The 23,931-nt window shown below is 50.9% G+C and carries 22 protein-coding genes; 17 read left to right on the top strand and 5 right to left on the bottom strand.

Annotated features, from left to right (window positions below; genetic code table 11):
* Window positions 1-130 precede the first annotated feature (130 nt).
* From prdC to guaA, 8 genes are all read left to right on the top strand, one after another.
* Window positions 131-1,597: a proline reductase-associated electron transfer protein PrdC gene (prdC, locus tag HMPREF1986_RS11920; RefSeq protein WP_021775109.1), complete on the top strand. Its 1,467-nt coding sequence runs from the start codon at window positions 131-133 to the stop codon at window positions 1,595-1,597.
* A gap of 102 nt (window positions 1,598-1,699) precedes the next feature.
* Window positions 1,700-3,571 carry a D-proline reductase (dithiol) proprotein PrdA gene (prdA, locus tag HMPREF1986_RS11915; protein WP_021775108.1) on the top strand — a complete coding sequence of 624 codons (1,872 nt, stop codon included), beginning with the start codon at window positions 1,700-1,702 and terminating at the stop codon, window positions 3,569-3,571.
* A 23-nt stretch (window positions 3,572-3,594) separates the two neighbouring features.
* Window positions 3,595-3,837, top strand: a complete 243-nt coding sequence (locus HMPREF1986_RS11910; RefSeq protein WP_009214407.1) for a CBO2463/CBO2479 domain-containing protein — start codon at window positions 3,595-3,597, stop codon at window positions 3,835-3,837.
* Window positions 3,838-3,884: 47 nt separating this feature from the next.
* Window positions 3,885-4,610, top strand: coding sequence for a D-proline reductase (dithiol) protein PrdB (gene prdB, locus HMPREF1986_RS13020; RefSeq protein ID WP_081443126.1), 726 nt, complete (start codon window positions 3,885-3,887; stop codon window positions 4,608-4,610).
* 149 nt (window positions 4,611-4,759) lie between these two features.
* Window positions 4,760-5,536 (top strand): proline reductase cluster protein PrdD, encoded by a 777-nt coding sequence (gene prdD / locus HMPREF1986_RS11895; RefSeq protein ID WP_036600621.1) that lies wholly within the window; start codon window positions 4,760-4,762, stop codon window positions 5,534-5,536.
* 40 nt (window positions 5,537-5,576) lie between these two features.
* Window positions 5,577-6,053 (top strand): glycine/sarcosine/betaine reductase component B subunit, encoded by a 477-nt coding sequence (locus tag HMPREF1986_RS11890; RefSeq protein ID WP_009214411.1) that lies wholly within the window; start codon window positions 5,577-5,579, stop codon window positions 6,051-6,053.
* Window positions 6,043-7,989: a selenocysteine-specific translation elongation factor gene (gene selB / locus HMPREF1986_RS11885; protein ID WP_021775106.1), complete on the top strand. Its 1,947-nt coding sequence runs from the start codon at window positions 6,043-6,045 to the stop codon at window positions 7,987-7,989. The genes HMPREF1986_RS11890 and selB overlap by 11 nt, the downstream gene beginning before the upstream one ends.
* A 124-nt stretch (window positions 7,990-8,113) precedes the next feature.
* Window positions 8,114-9,655 carry a glutamine-hydrolyzing GMP synthase gene (guaA, locus tag HMPREF1986_RS11880; protein ID WP_036600618.1) on the top strand — a complete coding sequence of 514 codons (1,542 nt, stop codon included), beginning with the start codon at window positions 8,114-8,116 and terminating at the stop codon, window positions 9,653-9,655.
* A 268-nt stretch (window positions 9,656-9,923) separates the two neighbouring features.
* Here guaA and HMPREF1986_RS11875 read toward each other — a convergent pair whose 3' ends face one another.
* Window positions 9,924-10,790: a DUF6414 family protein gene (locus tag HMPREF1986_RS11875; RefSeq protein WP_021775103.1), complete on the bottom strand. Its 867-nt coding sequence runs from the start codon at window positions 10,788-10,790 to the stop codon at window positions 9,924-9,926.
* Window positions 10,791-10,910: 120 nt separating this feature from the next.
* A complete protein-coding gene (locus HMPREF1986_RS11870; protein WP_021775102.1) occupies window positions 10,911-11,348 on the bottom strand; it encodes a helix-turn-helix domain-containing protein in 438 nt (145 codons plus the stop codon).
* A gap of 279 nt (window positions 11,349-11,627) precedes the next feature.
* Here HMPREF1986_RS11870 and HMPREF1986_RS11865 point away from each other — a divergent pair, with 279 nt between their 5' ends.
* Window positions 11,628-11,867 carry a hypothetical protein gene (locus HMPREF1986_RS11865; RefSeq protein WP_021775101.1) on the top strand — a complete coding sequence of 80 codons (240 nt, stop codon included), beginning with the start codon at window positions 11,628-11,630 and terminating at the stop codon, window positions 11,865-11,867.
* A 498-nt stretch (window positions 11,868-12,365) separates the two neighbouring features.
* On the top strand, window positions 12,366-12,524 hold the full coding sequence (locus HMPREF1986_RS13205) for a hypothetical protein (RefSeq protein WP_021775099.1): 159 nt from the start codon (window positions 12,366-12,368) through the stop codon (window positions 12,522-12,524).
* Window positions 12,525-12,651: 127 nt separating this feature from the next.
* Here HMPREF1986_RS13205 and HMPREF1986_RS11860 read toward each other — a convergent pair whose 3' ends face one another.
* On the bottom strand, window positions 12,652-13,098 hold the full coding sequence (locus tag HMPREF1986_RS11860) for a hypothetical protein (RefSeq protein WP_021775098.1): 447 nt from the start codon (window positions 13,096-13,098) through the stop codon (window positions 12,652-12,654).
* A gap of 513 nt (window positions 13,099-13,611) precedes the next feature.
* On the opposite strand from HMPREF1986_RS11860, the gene HMPREF1986_RS11855 reads away from it, so the two are divergent.
* From HMPREF1986_RS11855 to HMPREF1986_RS12695, 7 genes are all read left to right on the top strand, one after another.
* On the top strand, window positions 13,612-14,766 hold the full coding sequence (locus HMPREF1986_RS11855; RefSeq protein ID WP_051273935.1) for a zinc-binding dehydrogenase: 1,155 nt from the start codon (window positions 13,612-13,614) through the stop codon (window positions 14,764-14,766).
* Between the two features lie 79 nt (window positions 14,767-14,845).
* Window positions 14,846-15,946 (top strand): C4-dicarboxylate TRAP transporter substrate-binding protein, encoded by a 1,101-nt coding sequence (locus HMPREF1986_RS11850; protein ID WP_021775096.1) that lies wholly within the window; start codon window positions 14,846-14,848, stop codon window positions 15,944-15,946.
* Between the two features lie 99 nt (window positions 15,947-16,045).
* Window positions 16,046-16,549, top strand: coding sequence for a TRAP transporter small permease (locus tag HMPREF1986_RS11845; RefSeq protein ID WP_242837391.1), 504 nt, complete (start codon window positions 16,046-16,048; stop codon window positions 16,547-16,549).
* The gene (locus tag HMPREF1986_RS11840; protein ID WP_021775094.1) at window positions 16,542-17,828 is read left to right on the top strand and encodes a TRAP transporter large permease; all 1,287 of its coding nucleotides are present in this window, start codon (window positions 16,542-16,544) and stop codon (window positions 17,826-17,828) included. The genes HMPREF1986_RS11845 and HMPREF1986_RS11840 overlap by 8 nt, the downstream gene beginning before the upstream one ends.
* A gap of 78 nt (window positions 17,829-17,906) precedes the next feature.
* Window positions 17,907-19,409, top strand: coding sequence for a tagaturonate reductase (locus tag HMPREF1986_RS11835; RefSeq protein ID WP_036600592.1), 1,503 nt, complete (start codon window positions 17,907-17,909; stop codon window positions 19,407-19,409).
* A gap of 11 nt (window positions 19,410-19,420) precedes the next feature.
* Window positions 19,421-20,905 carry a UxaA family hydrolase gene (locus HMPREF1986_RS11830; protein WP_021775092.1) on the top strand — a complete coding sequence of 495 codons (1,485 nt, stop codon included), beginning with the start codon at window positions 19,421-19,423 and terminating at the stop codon, window positions 20,903-20,905.
* Between the two features lie 128 nt (window positions 20,906-21,033).
* Window positions 21,034-21,696 carry a GntR family transcriptional regulator gene (locus HMPREF1986_RS12695; protein WP_051273934.1) on the top strand — a complete coding sequence of 221 codons (663 nt, stop codon included), beginning with the start codon at window positions 21,034-21,036 and terminating at the stop codon, window positions 21,694-21,696.
* Between the two features lie 34 nt (window positions 21,697-21,730).
* Here HMPREF1986_RS12695 and HMPREF1986_RS11820 read toward each other — a convergent pair whose 3' ends face one another.
* Both HMPREF1986_RS11820 and HMPREF1986_RS11815 read right to left on the bottom strand, forming a co-directional pair.
* Complete coding sequence (locus tag HMPREF1986_RS11820; RefSeq protein ID WP_021775090.1) at window positions 21,731-22,333, bottom strand: class I SAM-dependent methyltransferase; 603 nt, start codon at window positions 22,331-22,333, stop codon at window positions 21,731-21,733.
* The gene (locus HMPREF1986_RS11815) at window positions 22,330-23,445 is read right to left on the bottom strand and encodes an Mbeg1-like protein (protein ID WP_021775089.1); all 1,116 of its coding nucleotides are present in this window, start codon (window positions 23,443-23,445) and stop codon (window positions 22,330-22,332) included. The genes HMPREF1986_RS11820 and HMPREF1986_RS11815 overlap by 4 nt, the downstream gene beginning before the upstream one ends.
* Between the last annotated feature and the right edge of the window lie 486 nt (window positions 23,446-23,931).

The raw sequence follows: 23,931 nt of genomic DNA, 5'->3' as shown, positions 1-23,931 counted from the left end.
CTGCTTTTGCTTTTTCAGAGAGCCGCAGTCAGGTTGAGTCAATGGGGATGCAGCTCCCCGCGGGGAGAGGGCTTCTCGGGAAACCCTTTTCGGGCGGGATGGAGATAAAGGAGAATGGAGGAGAGCCCGGATGGGGAAGGGGTACAAAACAATACTTCTGAAGCAGCATATCGGCGCGCCTGCCACAGCGCTTGTATCAGTGGGAGATGAGGTTCGGCCCGGCAGCCTTCTCGCAAAGCCGGAGAAGCTCGGAGCCCGCATCTTTTCCAGCACGGCGGGCAGGGTGAAGGAGCTGACGGATTCCGCAGTCGTGATCGAAGAGAGCGGGGAGCAGCCGGAGGATTTTGTGAAGATCGAGCCGGAGGACGAGGAGCTTCTCTCCTTTGTGAGAGCGGCCGGCGTCGTCGGCATGGGCGGCGCGGGTTTCCCGACGGATGTCAAGCTGAAGCTCGACTTGAAGAATGGCTATGTCCTTGTCAATGCGGCGGAGTGTGAGCCGCTGCTCGCCCACAACATGAAGCAGATCATGGAGCAGTGCGAGAAGACGCTCCGCGGCGTCGAGTACTGCATGAAGATAACGCATGCTCCGCAGGCGGTGATCGCGATTAAGGCGAAGCATAAGAGAGAGATCGAGGAGCTGAAGAAATACCTCCCGGAGCACCCGGGCATCGGAATCCACCTCCTCCCGGATCTCTATCCGATGGGAGAGGAGCGCGCCGTGGTCCGCGAGGTCCTCGGAAAGTTGCTGCCTCCGACGGCTCTTCCCTCCGCGGCGGATGCCGTGGTCATCAATGTGGAGACCGTGCTGAGAGTGGCGGAGGCAATCGAGGACAGACGGCCGGTTTTCACGAAGAACCTGACGGTCGCGGGAAAGCTGAAGAAGGGCACGGAGTCCCAGGTCTTCCAGGATGTTCCGATCGGAACGACCGTCGGAGAGCTGATCGAGAGAGCCGGGGGCATCGACGGAGAGTACGGGGAGATCATCCTCGGCGGACCGTTTACCGGGCATGCGGTGGGGATGGATGAGCCGATCACAAAGACGACGGGCGGGATCATCGTGACGGAGCCCTTCCCGGATCTGAAAAAGGCAAAGCTCGGGCTTCTCCTCTGCGCCTGCGGCGGGAACCGGGAGAGGATGGAGGACCTCGCGAAAAAGTACAACGCGGTGGTCACGGAGGTCCAGGCCTGCAAGCAGGCGGTAGATGTGAAGGGCACATTAAAGTGTGAGAATCCCGGAAACTGCCCCGGCCAGGCGCAGAAGTGCCTGAATTTCAAGAAGGCCGGCTGCACCGACATCCTGATCGGGAACTGCAGCGACTGCACCAATACCGTCATGGGATCTGCCCCGAAGCTGGGCCTCGTTGTACACCATCAGACGGATCATGTCTTCGAGACAGTGGGGATGGAGCCGATGCGCTATCTCACAAAGTCGAAGAAGGTCGAAGAGGAAGCGGAGGAGGCGGTGAAGGAAGCCGCGCCCTCGGAGCCTCAGGGCGGAGAAGAGAGCCAGGAGCAGGACTACGTCTTCCGGACGGAGGATGGCTGCTTCAGTATCCATATAGGTTCCGGAAGAGATATCCACATCGAAGTCGTCTGATGGACGGCAGAATCCGGGGCGGCGGACAGCGCTTTGCCGCGCCGGACGGCGAGGGATAGAGTCACAGGGAATCAGAGCAGCGGGAAAGGAAGGAAAGGTTTTATGTCTATTTCGGCAGAATATGCGGAGAGTCACAAGGACAGCCCGGCAGTGCTTTGCTGCCGTGCAGAGGAAGGTGTGATTCTCTCCAGTCACAATCTGGAGGATCCGGAGATCTTTGATGAGCTCGTGGATTCCGGACTTCTCAATCTGAAGGGAGCGCTGAAGATCGGCGAGGTTCTGGGAGGAAAGCTCTTAAAGACCTGTGATTCCCTGACGCCGCTCACCGCGGATCTCGTGGAGAGATCGGCGGAGAGCTTTGCAGAGGAGAAGAAGGAGGCGGAGGCCCCCGTTGCGGCAGAGCCTGCAGCAGCGCCCGCGCCGGTACAGGGGAGCGCTCCCCTGGCAGCAGGCGGCACACTGAAGATTCATATCGGAGAGGGGAAGGGGATCGACATTCAGATCCCGATGGGGATCGCTGCGGCAGCGGCTCCCGCCGCAGGACGGAGTGCGGCGGCTGCCGGACAGGCTCTTCCCGCGCTGCCCCAGGCCGAGGCGTCTGAGAAGGAGGAGGATATCCTCGTCCGAAGCCTCACGAGAAAGCATTTTAAGATCACAGAGGTCCGGAGAGGCCCGGAGACGAAGCTGGAGGGCACGGTCCTCACGATCCGCGAGGGAATTGAGAAGGAAGCGGTCGACTCCCAGGATATCGTGCTGGATCTGAAGATCGACATCATCACCCCCGATCAGTACCATACCTTCTCCAATACGATCATGGATGTGCAGCCGATCGCGGTGAAGGAGGGAGAGGATGAGCTCGGAAGCGGCGTGACCAGAGTCTTCGACGATGTCGTCATGGTCGTATCCGGGACGGATGAGAACGGCGTTCAGATCGGTGAGTTCGGTTCCTCCGAGGGCTTCCTCGATGAGAATATCATGTGGGGCCGCCCCGGTGCGCCGGACAAGGGAGACATCTTCATCAAGACCAATGTCACGATCAAGGCGAAGATGAACATGGAGCGCCCGGGCCCCCTGGCAGCGCACAGCGCGACGGATGTCATCACCCAGGAGATCCGCGAGGCCCTGAAGAAGGCAGATGAGAGTCTCGTCGTCGGGACGGAGACCTTTGAGCAGCACAGGCACCCCGGAAAGAAGAAGGTCGTCGTCGTAAAGGAGATCATGGGACAGGGAGCGATGCATGACAACCTCCTCCTCCCGGTCGAGCCGGTCGGCGTCCTGGGGGCGCGCCCGAACGTAGACCTCGGAAATGTCCCGGTCGTCGTATCTCCGCTCGAGCTTCTGGACGGCTGCATTCACGCACTGACCTGTATCGGGCCGGCGTCGAAGGAGATGTCCCGCCATTACTGGAGGGAGCCGCTTGTCCTGGAGGCGCTCTATGACAAGGAGATCGACTTCGCGGGCGTGGTGCTCGTCGGATCCCCGCAGATCAATGCGGAGAAGTTCTATGTCTCCCGCAGAGTCGGCATGACACTGGAGGTCATCGGAGCGGACGGCGCGTTCGTCACCACCGAGGGCTTCGGAAATAACCATATCGACTTCGCAAGCCACATCGAGCAGATCGGAAAGCGCGGCATCCACGTCGTCGGAATGTCCTTCTGCGCGAACCAGGGCGCACTCGTCGTCGGAAACAAGTACATGACCGCGATGGTGGACAACAACAAGTCCGAGGGAGGCATCGAGAACGAGATTCTCGCGAACAATACTCTCTGCCCGGAGGATGCGGTCCGCGCGATGTATATGCTGAAGGCTGAGATGTCCGGTGAGGAGATCAAGAAGGCGGAGAAGAAGTGGAATCCGAGCGTCAAGTCGCAGAATGAGGAGCTGATCTCCAATGTCACAGGAAAGCCTGTCGAGCTTGTGGAGAATGAGACCTCTCTCCCCATGAGCGAGAAGTTCAAGGAAAAGTACATGTAATTCGGCGGGAAGGCTGGAAAGATATGCCGAAATACATGGACAAAATCATAGACATGGAGGGGATCATCGTGGAGGTGCATGATGGTTCCGTGGGCATTGACCTGAAAGGAAGGCTCGGCTATCTGGAGATCCCGATGAGGATGCTCATCACGGATTATGAACCAAAGGTCGGGCAGGAGGTCGGCTTTCGCATGAGCTTCATCGAACAGCTCGGCCCGGAGGTCAATGAAAAGTACGTCTGTAATCTCCGCCATAGAGGTCATTGACCGAAGGAGCGGAGGATTACATAAAAATCTATGAAAGGAGAAAAGACATGGGCTTTACAGTAGTAAAGGGGCTCCAGTCCGAGATCTTCGTACCGGTCACGCCTCCTCCTGTATGGGCTCCGGTCACAAAGCCGCTGAATCAGATGAAGATCGCGATTGCCACGGCGGCCGGTGTCCACTGGAAAGAGGACAAGCGCTTTAACCTGGCCGGCGACTTCAGCTACAGGATCATCAAGGATACGATGCCCTCCAGCGATCTGATGGTGTCTCACGGCGGATATGATAACAGTGATGTCAATAAGGATATCAACTGTATGTTCCCGATTGACCGTCTGCATGAGCTCGCGCGTGACGGCGTCATCGGCAGTGTGGCGCCGGTACACGTCGGCTTCATGGGCGGCGGCGGAAATCAGGAAAAGTTCAAAAACGAAACAGGACCTGCGATCGCGAAGATCTTAAAGGATGAAGGCGTTGACGCTGTAATCCTCACCGCTGGCTGAGGAACCTGTCATCGTTCTGCCGTGCTTGTGCAGAGAGCGATCGAGGCAGCGGGCATTCCGACAATCATCATTGCCGCGCTTCCTCCTGTCGTAAGACAGACCGGTTCTCCGAGAGCAGTTGCTCCTCTCGTTCCGATGGGTGCAAATGCCGGTGAGCCAAATAACAGGGAAATGCAGTATAATATTGTAAAGGATACTTTAGAGCAGCTCGAGAAGATCGAGTCAGCAGGAAAGGTAGTTCCATTACCGTATGAATACGCAGCAAAAGTATAAGTGATCCGCGAGGCCGGATGCATGGGATCCATCCATGTATCCGGCTTCGCCTGTGACAGCGCTTTCTTTGCCGGATTTTCCGAAAGGAGAGGCATCGGGGCATTTTTCGGAGGATGCCGCGGGAGAGCGAAGAAGAGAGGAGAGACAGCATGGACGGAGAAATCGTATTCCGCCAGCTTTGCATCAAGGCCTATCATGTATCGGAGGTGGAGGAGTCCGAGCGCTTTTCTCTGAAACAGAGAGAGGATGGGAGCTATCTGCTCTCGCTGAACCCCGCCGCGCTCTCGGAGTTTAGGAAGGAGGAGCCGCTGATCACGGATGCGAGGCTCAGCATCCTTCCTCCCGGAAAGAGGCACATCCCGGTGAATTCCATCATGGATGTCATCCCGATCTCCGCGAAGGTGCTCGGGAGACTCGGAGAGGGCATCACGCATACATTGACCGGCGTCTATGTGGTGCTGACAGGGGCGGATACGGAGGGAAATCCCATCAGCGCCTTCGGAAACTCGGACGGGATGCTGGATGAGCATATGATCTTCGGACGGGCGGGCACACCGGGAGAGGACGACATCATTCTCCTTTTGGATGTGACGCTGAAGGCGATGGAGGGCTATCACAGGACAGGACCGGATGCGGTCCACCGTCTCTGCGACCGCTTCTGCCAGGAGATCCGGGAGAAGCTGAAGAAGCTGAACCCCGGGAAATTCACCGAGAAGCACAGCTACCAGGACATCGCCCGCCCGGGAAAGAAGAAGGTCGCACTCGTGAAGCTCGTGTCCGGCCAGGGGGCGATGTATGATACGCACTTTCTCGCGAAGGAGCCCTCGGCCTTTCTGGGCGGGAGATCCATCATTGATATCACAGGCGCTCCGATGATACTGTCTCCCAATGAGTACCGGGACGGAGCGATCCGCGCGCTCTACTAGGGGAGATTCAGAGCTTCCCCGGGGGAAGAAGGGAGGAATTATGGGGATCGGACCCTCTACAAAGGAAACCACACTTCATCATTTCAGAGATCCGCTGCTTTCGGTTCTCTCTGAGGACCAGGACCTGGATCTTCTGGGGATCGTCATCGCCGGTATCCCGCAGGACAATGAGAATAAATATTTCACCGGAGAGCGCGTCGCCGCCTGGCTGGAGGCGATGAGGGCAGACGGCGCCGTCGTGAGTGAGGACAGCTGGGGGAACAGCAATGTGGACTTCGCCCACGCGATTGAGGAGATCGGGAAGCGGGGCATCTCCGTCGTCGGCGTCAGCTTCGTCGGGACGCAGGCCCAGTTTGTCGTGAGCAATGAGTACATGGATACGATCGTGGACATCAATAAGAGCGCGGAAGGGATCGAGACCAATGTGGTCGGAGAGAACAACCTGGACGAGCGGGATGCGAGGAAGGCCGCCGCACTTCTCAAGCTCAAGATGAGGAAGAGAGAAAATGGAAAATAGCGCTCCGGCGGGGCCGGAGGAGCACCCCATCATCGTCGGAACAGCGGGACATATCGATCATGGAAAGACAGCGCTCATCAAGGCGCTGACCGGCTGTGACACGGACCGGCTGGAGGAGGAGAAGCGGCGGGGCATCACGATCGAGCTCGGCTTCACCTCCTTTACGGGAGAAGACGGACATATCATCGGTATCGTCGACACGCCGGGGCATGAAAAATTCGTAAAGACCATGGCCGCCGGCGCGGTGGGCATGGATCTCGCTCTGCTTGTGATCTCCGCGGCAGAGGGGATCATGCCGCAGACCCGGGAGCATCTCTCGATCCTGGAGCTTCTGCAGATTCCGAAGCTCATCGTCGCGCTCACAAAGACGGATCTCGCAGGGCCGGAGCAGGTCTCTCTCCGGGAGGAGGAGATTCGGAGCTATCTCTCCGAAACGGCCTACGCGGGGGCCGGGATCTATCCGGTCTCCGCAAAGAGCGGGGAGGGAATCGCGGAGCTTTCGCGGGCGATCAGCGAGGGCGGGAGAGAGCTTAGGGGGAAATCCCCGGAGGGAGTCTTCCGCCTTCCGATCGACCGCGTTTTCTCGATCCCGGGCCAGGGCACGATCGTCACGGGGACTCTCCTATCCGGAAGGATCCACAGCCAGGACAGCGCCATGATCTATCCCGAAGAGCGGCTCGTCAGGATCCGGAATGTCCAGGTCTACGGCACGGACGCGGAGAGAGCGCTCGCAGGGGAACGCACTGCTCTGAATCTTTCGGGGATTGAAAAGCAGGAGCTGAGACGGGGCGCGGTCCTCGCAGAGCCGCACTCCATGTGCCCTTCCCTCCTCCTCGATGTGAGGATCCGCAGTCTGAATGATGCGGGGAGAAGCATTCGCCACAACGCGCACCTGGAGCTCCTCCTCGGCACGGCGCATATCCGCGCGAAGCTCGTCCTTCTCAAGGCATCCCTGGAAGAGGTCCGAAATGGAGAAAGTGCACTCGCGCAGCTTCAGCTGGAGGAGCCGGCCGCGGCGAGCCGGGGGGATCGCTTCATCCTCCGGGATGAGTCCATCCGGGAGACTCTCGGCGGAGGATGCATCATCGACCCCGTGCCAAGGGGAAAGCACCGGAGAGGGAGAGCCGCGTATCTTGAGCTCCTGGAGCTCGAGAGGGGGAGTCAGGACGCGGTCCTTCGGGAGAAGCTCAGGAGGAGCAGGGGAGGCTTTGCTTCCTTCTCCGCCTTAAAAAGGGAGATGCAGCTCCGGGATTCAGAGCTCTCTGAAATGGCAGAGGCGCTGAGACAAAAGGGAGAGCTTCGGATCCTTTCCTCCGGCCCGGAGCGCTATGTGTTCAGCGAGGAGCTTCTGGAAAAAAAGCTCGAAGAGCTGGAGAAGTATCTTTCGGACTTCCACAAAGCCTATCCCTATCGGGCGGGAGAAAAGCAGATGGTGCTTCGAAGCCGAATCTTTCCGGAGCTCGATACGAAGCTTTATCTTTTGCTTCTCGATGCATGGAATGAGGAAAAGAGGATCTGGAAGAATAAGGACAGAGTATCCGCCGCGGGATATCGGGTGAAAAAGGACGCGCGCTATACGGAGATCTCAAACCGGATCGTAAATTCCCTGCAAAAGACCGGACTTTCCTTTCTGAGGATCCGGGATATTTCCTTCCCAAAGGAGCTGGAGCCCTGGGTCAATGATGTTTCAGACTGCCTCTTCGATAAGAAGACCATCGTGAAGCTGGACGAGGAATACTGCACGCTGAACAGCATCTATAAGAAGCTCCTTCTTCTCTCCGAGCAGGAGCTTTCAGAGAGCGGGAAGCTCACGATCGACCGGCTGAGGGATGAGACGGGAATCTCCCGAAAAAACGCAAAAATCTTTTTCCGCACTCTGGATAGAAATCATATTACAAGGTACAATGGCATAGAGAGTGAGCGGGAGCGCTTTTAGGTCTGGCTCTGCCGTCCCGATTGCAGTGACTCAGCCGGGCGTCCGCTCCCGGCGCGGTATTTCCGTAGCGGAGAACAGCATATATTACAAAGATTTGCAGAGGCTTATAAAGAGGGGGAGAAGGATGGAGAAAGAACTGCTTGCCGTTTTGGATTTCGGCGGACAGTACAATCAGCTGATCGCGAGAAGGGTGCGGGATGAGGGCGTCTATGCGGAGATCTACCGCTCGGACATCGACCTCGAAAAGCTCCGTGAGCGCAGGCCGAAGGGCATCATCTTTACCGGGGGGCCGCAGTCCGTCTACCGGGAGGAGAGTCAGCACATAGACCCCCGGATCTTCGATATGGGGATCCCCATCCTGGGCTTTTGCTACGGGGCGCAGCTCATCGCCTACGAGCTTGGCGGAGAGGTGAAAAAGGCGCCGATCAGTGAATACGGGAGGACGGAGCTCTCGGTAGACCGAAGCGCGGGACTTTTCCGGGAGGTATCGGAGCGAACGAGCGTATGGATGTCTCATACCGATTATATTGCGAGGGCGCCGGAGGGATTTTCCATCACCGGGAGCACGGAAAACTGCCCGATTGCCGCGATGGAGGATAAGAAGCGGGGCATCTATGCCCTTCAGTTCCATCCGGAGGTGCAGCACAGCGTGGAGGGGAGGAAGATGATCCACGCCTTCCTCTATGATATCTGCCATTTCCGCGGGGACTGGAGGATGGACAGCTTTGTCTCGGACCAGATCGAGGCGATCCGGGAGAAGGTCGGCGGAGGGAAGGTCCTGCTCGCCCTCTCCGGCGGCGTGGACAGCTCCGTCGCGGCGACGCTTTTGTCCAAGGCGATCGGGAGACAGCTCAGCTGCGTTTTTGTGGACCATGGCCTGCTTCGAAAGTACGAGGGGGACGAGGTGGAGGCCGTCTTCGGGCCGACGGGAAAGTACGATCTGAACTTTATCCGTGTCAATGCCGGGCCCCTGTATCTGGAGAAGCTACGGGGAGTGGAGGAGCCGGAGCAGAAGAGGAGGATCATCGGAGAGCAGTTTATCCGCATTTTCGAGCAGGAGGCGAAGAAGATCGGGGCAGTGGACTTTCTCGCCCAGGGGACGATCTACGCGGATGTCGTAGAGTCCGGGCTCGGGAACGGCGCCGTCATCAAGTCCCACCATAATGTGGGAGGGCTTCCGAAGAATATCGAATTTCGCGGCATCATTGAGCCCCTCCGGGATCTCTTTAAGGACGAGGTGCGCCGCGTCGGCCTGGAGCTCGGGCTCCCGGAGTCCCTCGTCTATCGCCAGCCCTTTCCGGGTCCGGGACTCGGCGTCCGCATCATCGGAGAGGTCACGGAGGAAAAGCTCCGCATCGTCCGAGATGCCGATTTTATCTACCGGGAGGAGATTAAGAGGGCGGGGCTTGAAAGAAAGATCAGCCAGTATTTTGCAGCTTTAAGCAATATGCGCTCAGTCGGCGTTATGGGGGACTTCCGGACCTACGATTATGCCGTTGTGCTTCGCGCCGTCGAAACGGATGATTTTATGAGTGCGGAGTGTTCCAATATTCCCTTCGAGATTTTACAGAGAATCATGAACCGCATTGTAAACGAGGTCAAAGGAGTGAACCGCGTGCTCTATGACCTCAGCAGCAAGCCGCCGGGGACGATTGAGTTGGAGTAGGAGGCAGAATTTCCTGTGGTAAGCAAAATCAATGCTTACGAGCAATGAAATTGTTCTGCCCGGTACGCAAATGGTACAAACCATCAAAAAGAATAATTGAAATGATAGCCCCCAGTGGCTTGCATTTGGATATAAAATGAGACCGTAGCGTGAGTGCTGCGGTTTTTTGTGTGTCTCTTTCAGAGTGGATATTCCGTGCGAATTTTATAGGAAAATATGATCCTGTTAAGCAGTATATCAACTGCTTAGACCTTATGGATATATTCATTTAAATATAGATAGCAATTGGGATAATCATAATAACCGGTGCATTTATGACAGTCTTAATACCACCGTCACCAACAAACTGAATTAATGATGGATCAGAAAATACATCTTGAAATTCCTTCATTTTATCTAATTGAAGTTTAGAGAAAACAGTATTCCTAAGCAGGCTTATCTCACCATCGTCCATACAAATTTGAATAACCTTACCTAATATTTTGTAGTTCCCATCAGTAACTTCGCTCATATTATTATTTAGAAAATAATTTTCATCTGTTGGAAGAACGATGTTTGTACCATCTGCTTCACAAATTATATCTTTTTTCCCATCTGCTTGTAGACCTTTAATCAAAGCATCTATTTGGGAATTGAACCTATTATCTGCCATAAACTTGTCTTTTTTGCTTTGAGGCTTCTTAGACTTGTTGTCCGTAAATAAATTTGCCAATGCCATAAGTTCTTTCAAAGCAGACAGCATATCAATAACGGGATTATTTTTTAGAGTTCCTTGAACTTCTACAAAATCACCAATGTTTAAATTTTTAATATCTCGATTAATTAACTTCGCATCGTCTAATTGCTCCTTTAGCTGCTGGAACAAAGAAACAGGAGTATGCGTTCTTTCCTCAACGACAGTTTCTCCACTACTTGAATTACCTTTATGATTTCCGCGAATTCCTACATTTAAAAATGCAAACAGATTATTAGTGCCAATGTTTGCCCCTATATCATCTTCTCTATTTTTGTTTTTTGAAGTTTGAACATTTTTAACCTTTGCAAAACCATCTTCAATTGTCGCCAACATATCAAATACAATTTTTGTATTAAGATATATTGGTATCGTAAGTTTATTCTTTTCTATTTTATTCATCAGTATATAACCACCTTTCTTCTAAGTAGCACTGCTCGTAGGTTACTTTGCTTAACTCTACAAATACTAATTTGACTATTTCATTATTATATAAAAATATTTCGCCACATAACTCTGTCCTTATCTGTCTTTCCTCAAGAATCTTGATTTCTTAGGGAATGACAGCTTCCAATCCTCAAACTCTTCATCTGTGATTTCGCCGTTATAGTGTTTCTTTCTCATCTCATCCCATTCTACAAGAAAATCGTTGAAGTTCATATCGTGTGAGAGTAAAGCACTGGTGGTTCCGTCTATCAGCGGTTTGAGCTTCATTTCTTTTTCGTAGTCAAAAATAATATGGATAAACTCGTGGATGGAGTTCGGTTCATGGTCTGTGAGGGCAGAAATATCACAGTCTAATGCCTGTGCTATTTTTTGCATTTGTTCTTTCGCTGGAGATCTATTTCCAAGTTCATAATTTCGTATGGCAGCATCGGTTAATCCGGCTTTGATTGCGAGTTCCTTCTGGGTAAGGTCTCTTAGTAATCGAAGCTTTTTTAATTTTTGTCCGGATATCATAGGAAAGCTCCTTTCTGAAAATAAGTAGATTTCATTTTATATATTTTATCACAAAAAGCACACAAAACGCAACAAAAGTGTTCTGTATAAGACTTATAAGAACATTTGTTAATTGCTATTCGAAGTTCCATCTTTCAGATTTCCAGGTGGAACTTCGAAAAGCAATTAACAAAGATGTCAACTTTATTTATACAGCATCATCTATCGGATTGACAAATAGGGTAACGGCCTATATACTTTAGCTGTGGGATTTCCCACAAATTAAAGGAGGCAATTTTTATGGGAGCCATTAAGGATTATAATGTACACATTGATAGCAAGAAGCGTATAACTCTTCGCGGAGCGAAATATCAATATTACAATGTTCGTGAATATGAGAATGGTTGTATTATGTTGGAACCTCGGGAATTGACCACACCGGAGACGATTTCGGAAAGAACGCTTGAGGAGATGGATCAGGCCATCCGTAACTTTAAGATGGGGAAAGTATCGGCGCCGATCGACATTTCCGACTTCTGAGGTATAGAGAAATGCAGTTTCTTATAAGAATGGGCATACCGGAAATGGAAGACCTGTGGTCGAGACTGCAAAGCTAATATCGCTCCGGTGCCATCAGCAAGAAGGATACATCCCTCTATAAAAAATGGGGCAAGGCATTAAAACTCTTATCAGACAATCCGAGGCATCCGGGCTTGCGGACACATGATATCGAAGAGTTGACGGAGCGCTATGGGGAACGGGTCTGGCAGTCTTATCTGGAGAATAAGACGAGCGGTGCCATGCGAATGTATTGGGTGTATGGACCGGATCAGCAGTCCATAACCATCATTGGTCTGGAGCCTCATCCGGAAGATAAAAAGAATAGTGCTTACAATAGAATTGCTTTGTCGCAGTTGCCACCGATAGAGTGATCAATCAAGGCGGTCATTTGCGAGTATTCTATGAGAGTGGCAACACTTTGGCAACAGAAAATCACACTGGGCACTGTTTCTTCCGCGGAGGAGGTTAAAGCGCACGGTGCTTCCGCTGCTGACCAATGCGCAGATCTTCGGCGTAGACCTGGAGGAGGCTGGTCTTGCTGACACGGTGATCCGGCTCTTCCGCGAAGAGCTCGCCGGGGCTGGTGCGGTTAGAGAGACGCTGAAGAAGTATGCCGACGGATATTATCCGGGATGATTTAAGATCAGGATTCCTGATTATTTTTATTGCAAAGTATATACCGATGAATATCTGAATGTCCGGAGAACGGATTTCCTGTTGAGGGAAACCGCTCTCCGGACATTTGTGCTTGAGAGGAAATCCTTCAGATCAGTTTGCTTTTTATATGCTCGCGGACAGTGTCTTTTAACTTTTTTACAACTTCAGGATCAGAATCGGGCATCCCCTCATACTTCATGATAGCCATGCTGACCAGATTCTGCGAATGCCGGACCAGCCTGACGGTTCCTGAATATTCTAACGCTTTGATAAACTCGATGGCATTTTCTTTTGTAGGCTCATTAGTAAGCAGTACAGCGAAGGACTTAACCAGGACATGAGGCTGAGAACTTGAGCCTCCCAGTATGAGCAGCAGTGCTCCGATTCCTCCGATAATCAGAACGAGTGCGTTCATTGGCCGGCCGGTCAGTTCATTGATGACGACCGAAATACCGATTCCTAGAATGCCTGCGGTTTCAAACAGGTAAGCCTGTCTTTTATATTTGTAATAGTACGAATTCTTGTCAACTTTCTTGCTCAGGATATCTAACATTTCTTGTACCGACTTTCTAATAATTGAAGAAGAATATAGTATAGAGAGTTGAAAACTTAGCAGAACAATCCTGCTCAGATCCGATACTCTGCGTTCTATTGTATCATTCCGGACAACTGACGAAAAGGATAATTCTCATCCCTGATGCAGGTCGAGAGGTTGATCGGGGGGGCGCAAGATGCATGCAACAATGCTCAAGATGTAAATAACAGAAAAAGAAGATAAAAATTTGAGCAGAACGGAAAAAAGAATCGATATTTATGAACAAAAATGACCGCACGATATTGGGCAATAAGTAGAAATTAATAACGATATGGGATTATTTGTTGACACACAACAAGGCATGGTATAATTTATGATGTATGCAACATAATATAAATACGGCAATTGCAGAGGATTGGCCGCATAATAATCGATCGGAATGTGAAAGAAACCGACTTGATGAATGCAACATTCCTTCTGACAGATTTGCTGCCCTTGAAATGTTTAATGTGGTCTGATGATGGAGGGGATATGAAAACAATTCGGATTTCCAAACCTTGTGATTTTGATGAACAAGATCCAAGAAAAGTCAGCAAGGGGTATGTCAGTATTGATGAAATAGAGAAACCGGTCAGAAAATCCGGCGAGGCATTATTGAAGATTCTTTACGGCGGCATCTGCGGCAGCGATAACGGTTCTTATAAGGGAACTTTTGCGTATGCGAATTATCCGCTTATCCCGGGCCACGAGTTTTCCGCACAGGTCATTGATGTGGATGAGGATAACGCTTATGGCATTAAAAAGGGCATGATCGTCACCTGCAATCCTTATATGAACTGCGGACATTGCTATTCGGATAATCATGGACATTTCAATGCCTGCATGAATAATCAGACACTTGGCTGCCAGAGAGACGGGGCTTTCCGCGAATATTTCACAATACCAATTGAGCGATGCTATGACGGCAAGGGAATGGATCCGAAACTCCTTGCGGCGATTGAACCCTTCTGCATTTCCTATCATGGAGTGCAGAGAGCGAAGGTTCAGCCGGGAGAAAAGGTTCTGATTGTCGGTGCGGGAACCATCGGCGTCCTCGCGGCTACGGCTGCACATGCCCTCGGTGCGGAGGTTTATATCGCCGATACGATGCAGGGCAAGCTTGACATTGCCAAAAATATGGGAATTGTCGATGACGTAATTTTCAATGATCTAAAAGATCCGGACAGCTTCATGAGACAGGTTGGCGAGATCACCGGGTATGAAGATTTTGTTGATGGCGGCGGCAACAAACAGCATGTGTGCAATGGATTTGATGTAACCATTGAAGCAGTGGGACTTCCGTCAACATTCCAGAATTGTATCGATGCTGCAAGCTTTGGCGGAAGAATGGTTCTGATTGGAGTTGCAAACAAGCCGCTTGACTTTGCATTCAACATCATTCAGAAGAAGGAGCTTTCCGTCTTCGGATCGAGAAACGCACTGAGGAAAGATTTCCTTGAGCTGATTGATCTGGTAAATGCCGGCAAAGCTCCTCTGGACAAGGTAATTACCAACAGCTATGAGCTGGATGAAGCGCCAAAGGCATTCTTTGATTTCGCGAATAATAAAGGAGACATGCTGAAGGTCTCTATTCATATTGGAGATCCGGTCGATCTTTCGACTTTTGACTATAACGAGGTCAGATAAGCAATTGCCATAATGATATTCAAGCAGTTATCAATGCTTTGTTTATGTAAGCTGCAGATGCGGCAGGAGGGAGAACTTTATGGAAATGAAGAAGGCGTTATCTCTGCTGGTGACAGGGGCAATGGTTGCAGGCGTATTTGCCGGCTGTGGCGCCGGTACGGCAAGCAGCAGCGCGAGTGCAGGAGCAGGCAGCGCTGCTACAGAAGCGGGAAACGCAGATACTCAGGCACAGGGCGCCGGTTCCGGAAGCGCGGATGTGACTGTACGAGTTGCTTATGAGAATTCGGAGTCAGAGCCTCTGGGAAAGGCGTGGGATGACGCCAAGCAGATCCTCACGGATAAATCCGGCGGCACAATGGCAATCGAAACTTATCCGGATTCCCAGCTTGGCGATAAGTCGTCCATCATTGACTCGATGCTGCTCGGCGAGAATGTGGTTACCCTGGCTGATGGCGCGTTTTACGCAGATTACGGCGTAAAGGATATGGGTATCCTGTTTGGACCGTTCCTGTTTGACAACTGGGATCAGTGCTGGACGCTGATTAAGTCTGACTGGTACGAAGATCAGTGCAAGAAGCTCGAGGCGAAGGGCCTGCATATCATTGCTTCTAATTGGAAGTATGGTGCCAGACATACCCTGACAGTTAAGCCGGTTCACGCGGTAGATGACCTTAAAGGGATGAAGATCCGTGTTCCTTCCAATGAGATTCAGTCGAAGGGATTTGACGTTCTTGGCGCTACTTCCACCGGTATGGCCCTGAATGATGTATATCAGGCACTGCAGACAAAGACCATTGACGGCGCAGAAAATCCGGTGGCAACTCTTTATGGCAGAAAACTTCATGAAGTGGCTCCGTATCTCATTCTGGACGGACATGTCCTGAACTTTACTACATGGGTTTGCTCTAATGACTGGTACAACAGTCTTACGGAAGACCAGCAGAAATGGCTTACTGAAACCTGTGAAGAAGCGGGCGAGAAGAACAACAACTATGTGGATAGTTCTGAGGAGGATTATCTTCAGAAGATGAAGGATGAGGGAACCACAGTATATGAACCCACAGAGGAAGAACTCCAGAGATTTAAGGATAAGGCGAAGGCCTTCTACGATCTGGGTTCGGACTTCGGCTGGAGCGACGGCCTCTATGATACGGTTAAGAAGGCTATGGGTGCCAACTGATCTCTGATGGCGGATACAAAGCGGTAGGTTCTTATAAATCGGAACAGGGGTAGATGACCTTTCGACAATCTACTCCTGTGATTTCAAGCGGTGATGATAATGAAGAAGAATAAAGCACTTACAATCCTGGGAAATTTGGATTTCATTATAGCATCTGCCGTTCTTGTCATTCTGGTTGTGCTGACCTTCATGGGCGTTATCTGGAGATATATTCTCGGACAGCCTTTTACATGGCTGGAAGAGGTTCAGCTGGCGTGCATGGTGTGGATCGTCTTTGCAGGCGGCGGCGCAGCTTTTAGAACGGGAAATCACACGGCAATTGAGATGGTTGTCGATTTAATGCCAAAAACAACGCAGAAAGTGGTTCAGCTGTTAATTTCTGTCGTTGTCATGGCGGTGATCGGCTATCTTTTTGCCAACACATTGACATTTATACAATTAATGATTAAGAGCGGCAGATCAACAAGTATGCTCCATATACCTTATTCACTGATTTACGGGATTGCACTTCCTTCCTATGTGGATATGATCATCAGCTATTTTTACAGCGTGATCACGGGAGTTAAATCAGAGGCAAAGGAGGCGATTCAGCAAAATGAGTAATGTATTAGGTATTGCGGCAATAATTATGCTCCTCCTCCTGTTCCTCAAAGTGCCTGTTTACATTGCCGTTCTCGGCGGCGCGATGGTGTATTTTGCCGCCAATCCGGGAATCAATGCGGCTATCTTCGCCCAGCAGGCGATTCGCGGCACGGAGAGTATCTCCCTCATGGCGATTCCTTTCTTTGTGTGCTCGGGCGTCGTGATGAATTATACCGGTGTCACGAAGAGAATTATGAATTTCTGTGAGAAGATAACCGGGCGTCTTCCGGGCGGACTCGCGCAGGTAAATATCTTGCTGTCGACGATCATGGGCGGACTTTCCGGGTCTAATATTGCCGATGCGGCTATGGAATCCAAGATCATGGTTCCGCCGATGGTGGAGAAAGGGTTTTCCCTGGAATTCTCCAGCGTTGTCACAGCCGCTTCGTCAATGATCACTCCCCTTATCCCGCCGGGGATCGCGATGATCCTGTATGGGTCGATCGCGAATGTGTCGATCGGAAAGCTGTTTGTTTCCGGTATTGGCGTAGGTCTCCTTCTCTGCATTACAATGATGATCCTGACCGGATATATCTCCGCGAAGAGAGGGTATACCACGCTGACCTCGGAGAAGATGACGGCTAAGAAGTTCTGGGAAGCGTTTAAACCGGCTTTCCTGCCGCTGCTGCTCCCGATTATCATCATCGGAGGAATCAGAGTCGGCATCTTCACCGCGACAGAAGCAGGAGCTGTATCGATTATTTATGCTCTCCTGCTGGGCATTATTTTCAGGGAACTGAGAATTAAAGATCTGGGCAAGTGCCTCAAGGATACGGTAGGAACGACTGCTGCGATCATGCTGATTGTAGCAGCTGCATCGGTATTTTCATGGACGCTCACTAATGAGAGAATTCCGCAGATGCTTACGCAGTGGATGATTGCGACCCTGCATAACAGGTATATTTTCCTGCTTGTCGTCAACATCTTCCTGCTGATTATCGGAATGTTTATCGAGGGAAATGCTTCGATGATCATCCTGGTTCCACTGCTGGCGCCGATTGCCAAGGAATTGGGGATTAACGAAATCCAGTTCGCTATGATTTATATTTTCAATAACGCGATTGGAGCACTTTCCCCGCCGATGGGCACACTGATGTTTGTCACCTGCTCAATAACCAAGTGCAAGACAGCGGCATTTATTAAGGAGGCGGTTCCCTATTACATCCTTCTGCTGGTCAATCTGCTGCTCCTGACATGGGTTGAGCCTTTTACAACTTTCCTTGTTAATTTGATTTACTAATGCTAATGGGGGCATGCCGATGTTCAGTAGTTATCGATATACTGCGGTATGTCCCTTTATCTTAAGGAGACCTGGAAAATGAAGAAGTTAAATTATGAAGTCCTCAAAAACAGCGGCTACAATGGCTATGTTCTCGGCAAAGGCGCCGCGCCGGTGAAGGTTCTCCAGTTCGGAGAGGGGAATTTCCTGCGCGCTTTCGTGGATTACTGGTTTGATATGTCGAATGAAAAAGCTGGCTGGAACGGAAAAGTTGCCCTCGTGCAGCCGATTGCACAGGGGCTTACCAAGGCAATCAATGAGCAGGAAGGATTGTATACCCTGTATCTGCGCGGTGCAGAGAATGGTGAGAAGGTAGACCGCAAGAGAATAATTTCGTCCGTCTATGCCTGCTATAACCCGTATGATCCGGAAGACTGGAAGAAGATTCAGGAGATCGCGGTCTCTGATGGCCTGGAATATATGGCATCAAATACGACAGAGGCGGGCATTACCTATGATCCGTCCTGCAAGCCGGATCAGCTTCCGCCGGTATCATTCCCCGCAAAGGCAGCGGTTCTTCTCTATGACCGGTTTAAGGCGGGCAAAAGGGGTATTGTCTTCCTTTCCTGCGAACTGATTGATAATAATGGCCAAGAGTTGAAGAAGTGTGTGCTGAAGCATGCAGATGACTGGAATCTCGGAGAAGATTTTAAGAAGTATATTAACGAGGACTGTCTGTTCTGTTCGACTTTGGTTGACCGGATTGTTCCCGGCAGAATCAGGGATGTCAATGAAAATGCTGAAATGGACAGAACCAACGGCTATGAAGACGATCTGAAAGACGTTGGAGAGGTCTTTGGCGTATGGTATATTGAAGGGCCGCAGTGGCTGGAGGATAAACTGCCATTTAAGAAGGCCGGCCTCAATGTCCATGTTGTACCGGAGGTTGCTCCGTACAAAAAGAGAAAAGTCAGGATCTTAAACGGTGCGCACACGGGCTTTGTCCTGGGCGCATATCTCGCGGGAAAGAATATTGTTCGCGAATGTATGCAGGATGAGATTATCCATGGATTCATGAATAAGCTTCTGTTCGATGAGGTTATTCCGATCCTTCCGCTGGATAAAGAGGACTGTGAGAAATTTGCGGCGGCGGTGACTGACCGGTTTAATAACCCGTTTGTTGATCATCAGCTGATGAGCATCTCGCTGAACTCCACATCTAAGTGGAAAGCAAGAGATCTCCCGTCACTTCTTGAGTATCATGAAAATTTCGGCAAACTGCCGGAAGCTCTGTGCATGGGATTTGCCGCATACATTGCTTTCTTCAGCAATGATCTTCAGAGAAGGGAAGCTGACTGCCTGGTTGCCAGGAGACCCGCAGGAAATGAATATAAGATCCAGGATGACGGCTGGGCACTTGATTTTTACTGGGAGCACAAAGATGCCGATGTGAAGACACTTGTCCATGATGTATTAGTGAATACGCAGATGTGGGATCAGGATCTGACAAAGATTCCGGGGCTTGAGGAACTTGTCGCGAAAGATCTTGAACTGATCCGTTCTAAAGGTGCGGAAGCTGCATATGCTTCTGTGCTCGCATAATTCAGGAGAGAATGGTGAAATATATACATATCAATCCGTCTGATAATGTGGCGGTAGCCTTGGAGGATTTGGCGAAGGGCACCCCCGTCTCTGTCGATGGCTATCAGGTAAGCGCTTTGGAGCCGATTGCGTGTGGGCATAAAATTGCCCTTACGGAAATCTGTCAGGGACAGCCGGTTGTCAAATACGGAACGACCATAGCGGCGGCCAGAGAGGACATTCCTGCCGGCAGCTGGGTGCATACACATAATGCGGTCACGGAATTATCGGAAAATGCGCAGTATGCGTACAAGCACAAGGTATACGATCTGCCCAGGATGGAAGCGAAAACTTTTCAGGGCTATCGACGCAAAGGCGGCTGTGCAGGCATACGCAATGAAATCTGGATAATTCCGACGGTTGGCTGCGTTAACGGGATTGCCAGGCAGCTCGTTGAACAGAATCAGGAGCTGGTCAACGGAACCATTGATGGATTGTACTATTTTGGGCATCCATTTGGCTGTTCTCAATTGGGCGACGATCTGGCACAGACAAAAAAGCTCCTGGCGGCCCTGGTGCGGCACCCGAATGCCGGTGCCGTACTGGTTCTGGGGCTTGGCTGTGAAAACCTGCAGATGGACATGTTCAAGGAAGAACTCGGAGAATATGATCCGGACCGGGTTAAATTTCTGCTCTGCCAGGACGTTGATGATGAACTTTCTGTCGGAACGCAGCTGCTGCAGGATTTGGCGGAATATGCCGGACTTTTCAAAAGGGAAGAGATCCCTGCATCGGAACTTGTCGTTGGGATGAAGTGCGGCGGTTCAGACGGACTCTCGGGGATCACGGCAAATCCGGCAGTGGGGCGCTTTTCCGACAGGCTGATTTCACTTGGCGGCTCGACGGTACTGACGGAAGTGCCGGAAATGTTTGGCGCGGAAAATATGCTTTTTGCCAGATGTGAGAATAAGCATGTGTTTGACAAAGCCGTTCAGATGGTAAACAATTTCAAAAATTACTTCACAAACCACGGGCAGGTTGTCTATGAAAATCCTTCTCCGGGAAATAAGAAGGGTGGAATCACAACCCTTGAGGATAAGTCTTGTGGCTGCGTCCAGAAGGGCGGGAGCGCACAGATTGTCGATGTATTATCCTACGCGGAGACAGTCAAGAAAAAGGGCCTGAATTTATTGTCGGGTCCGGGAAATGACTTGGTGTCGGCGACCGACCTTACGGCTGCTGGAGCACACTTGATCCTGTTCACCACTGGCCGGGGCACTCCTTTTGGAGCGCCGGCTCCCACGGTAAAAATTTCAAGCAATACCGCGTTGTATAATCGTAAACGTGATTGGATCGATTTTAATGCGGGCACAGTTGCAGAAGGACTAGAGACGCTGGATGAAGCTGGCGATCGTCTTCTTGAGTATGTACTCCGGGTAGCCGGCGGTGAGAAGACGCTTGCGGAGAAGCATGGGTGCAGGGAAATCTCAATTTTTAAAGACGGCGTAGTGCTTTGACAACCTTTTGAAGGATCTGCAGATTATCTGGCTGATTGTTGATGACATTAAATATTTAACGTAGTACAATGTGCGATATGACTGATAATAAGCTATATCCAGACTTTTAGGGTAATGAGGACGATGATGTGGCAGGTAAAGGACTAAGTCAGAGCGCATATGATATTATTTTGGATCGGATTGTTACCAACAAATATCCGCCAGGCAGCATGTTAAATGAAATCGGTCTTCAGCAGGAACTGAATATCAGCCGTACGCCGATACATGCAGCGATGCTGCTGCTCCAGAAGGAGCATCTTGTAGAAATACGCCCCAAAAAAGGCATTCGGGTTACTGATATAACGGCACAGTTGATCGGCGATATCTACAATATCCGTGAGCTTTTTGAATTAGATGCGCTCCGCAGATACGGCGGCAATTTCAGCAAGGAGAAGTTACTTAATTATCACAGTATCTTTTCCGCGCAGTACGCCAGGGAATTTGACCATATTTTCGAAAAAGATGTGCAGTTCCACATGGAAATTGTCACCCTGTCCGGCAACGCTCTTCTGATAGAGTATTATTCGATGCTTCGACACCAGTTTGTGCGGCTGTCGAATATCAGCGGACATAACAACGCGGCGCGAGTTGAAAGTTCCAACAAGGAGCATTTAAAAGTTATTGAATGTATGATCCAGGACGATGAAGAAGGCGCGGCTCAGGCTATGGCCGCGCATCTTCAGAAAGCACGAGAAACTGCCTACAGAGTCGTTATTCTTCATAATGGGCAGCCTGTAGACGAGGATTCATAAGTGTAAGACCAGGGCAGCTGCCTCCTTCTCCTCTTTACCTTCGCCTGCACTCTGCATAGAGGAGCGGCATCCTCACCAAGATTTCTTTGGCAAAAACAACATCCCAGCCGTTTTGCTGCAAAAACGCGAGATAAGTCTCTGTAGTCCACTGGTGCACAAAAGGTACGCCAATGAGCCGCAGAATGCTTGCCCAAAACTTACTCGGCCGGCTGATCTTCTGCCTCATAAAATTAGGTGCGATCAGCAGTCCCCCTGGTCTCAAGACTCGTGCAATTTCCTGCAGCACCCTCTTTGGATCAGGAACCAGGTGCAGCGCATTCGCAATGATGACCACATCAAAGGATTGGTCTCTATAAGGCAGGGACTGCGCATCCGCTACCGCAAAGCGGAGGTTTGACGGACAGTCTCCTTTTCTTGCCTCGGCAATCATGCCCGCAGAATAGTCTGTCGCGAGTACACTCTTTGCGAACGGTGCAATCTCTTTGGCGATCAGTCCCGGTCCCGTGGCAAGCTCTAACACTTCTTTTCCCTGAACCCACTGTGAAATGCGGCGATATAAAAACGCATACATCTTCCGCTCCCCCCGCATCACGCGGGTATAAAACGGCGCATATATATCCCAGATGTTCTTTTTCACCCTGACCTCCCATCAACAATGTTCGGAATTTTATTCAGCACAGTTGCCCCACCGGCGTGCGCCAAGCTCCTGAGCGCTGTCAGCAATTCGTTTCGCTTCTCTTTGGGGAGTTCCCCCAGTCCCTTGATGATAATCCCGCTGTTCTTAAACAGGTTTTCTCCGAATTCCAGGAAGGTCTCCGCCTCTGTCGCTTCAATCATAGAAAACACGGTAGAGACCAGAGATTCCCTCGTCTCATCGTCCAGCGTTTCAAGCCAGGCTCCAAGTGACACCTTGACGAAATCACTGAAAGCATCTAATTTTGCTCTGACAAACTTGTCCTTTGTCACTTCCCAGGTCGTCACGTCATGTTGAAAAATGCCAACCGCGCTGCTCTCCACGACAATCTGCTCCGCCCTGTTGGAAAGCAACTGACCTATGATAGAAGTCTGCGGAACGATGCTCATTATTTTGGGCAGTAACTCCTGATATGCCTCGGTGCCGATTATTTCCTCTCGAAACCCCGGCCCGTCGTTATTATAGATTCTTACAATGCGTTCTTTGATCGCCTTTTCGCAAAAGGCAGCTGCGTACATTGCGAAATTTCCGCCTTTCGAATGCCCGCCCAGAATCAACGCACCGTCCATGCAGGCAGCCACTTGATTTAAATAGGAGACCGCCTCTCTGGCTCCCTCAGTCTCTGCGGTGAAGCTCATCAAAAAGTCCTCTTTCCAGCCAGTGATACTCAGGTCCGTACCGCGAAACGAGACATACTTGGTTCCGTCCGGAAGCAGAAAAACGAGCGCCGCGAACTGCTGAACTTTTTCCTTGTCAAAAACCTCTTTGAAATGCGCGGCCTTCGTCCCTCGGAAGCGCGCTCCGAGGACCATTTCTTCGAGTAAAAGCGGTGCTCTCTCGATGAAGTGCTTACTCTCCCGCACTTCCTCCAAGGCATGTTTTTCGCAAAAACGTTTGAAGCAAGTTTCGATGCTTATGCTCCGCTTCTGTCCCCGCAACAGTGCTCCGAAATCCACGTAGGCGAGATAGGACAAAATTACATTGTCGATTTCATTAAACGGCGCTGCCTTGAGGCTCACATCATTTCTCCACTTCAAGTAGTCAAATAGCTTCATCTGTGTTCACCTCTTCATTCCGGACTTAGCTTTAGCTGTTTTTTGCATGCTGCGCACCAGGCTGATAGACCTCACAGCCATCTTGCTGCCCCAGATATGAGGATCCGAGCTTATCCACAATGTGCTTTGTTACGGCTTGCTCCGGGTTGCATTCCGGTACGGCTGACTTTCCTTCGGCATAGGACCAACAAGGCAGAGAGCCTTGATAATCGAATAAAGTTTTTATGCGACATCATCGATTCCAATGAAAAATTGCTCCCCTTCGTCTCCGGCGACGAGCATAAGCTGAATTCGATGATGGTCCGTTTGGGGCTTTATACATGGTATTTTCTCCGAAAAGGTGCAAGGCTATTCGGCAATCGTCTATTTTTGTTTATCATTATAGGCTATAGAATAAACAATTCAAGGAGATATTGAGTTAATCAAAAGACACTGCATACTAACTTTATTAGGTATCAGATCAAACATGGTACGCAGGAGGGATTT

Source organism: Oribacterium sp. oral taxon 078 str. F0263 (assembly GCF_000469565.1).
Lineage (GTDB): Bacteria > Bacillota > Clostridia > Lachnospirales > Lachnospiraceae > Oribacterium.
Note: the sequence above shows the minus strand (reverse complement) of the source record. Positions and strands in the feature narration are given on the sequence as shown.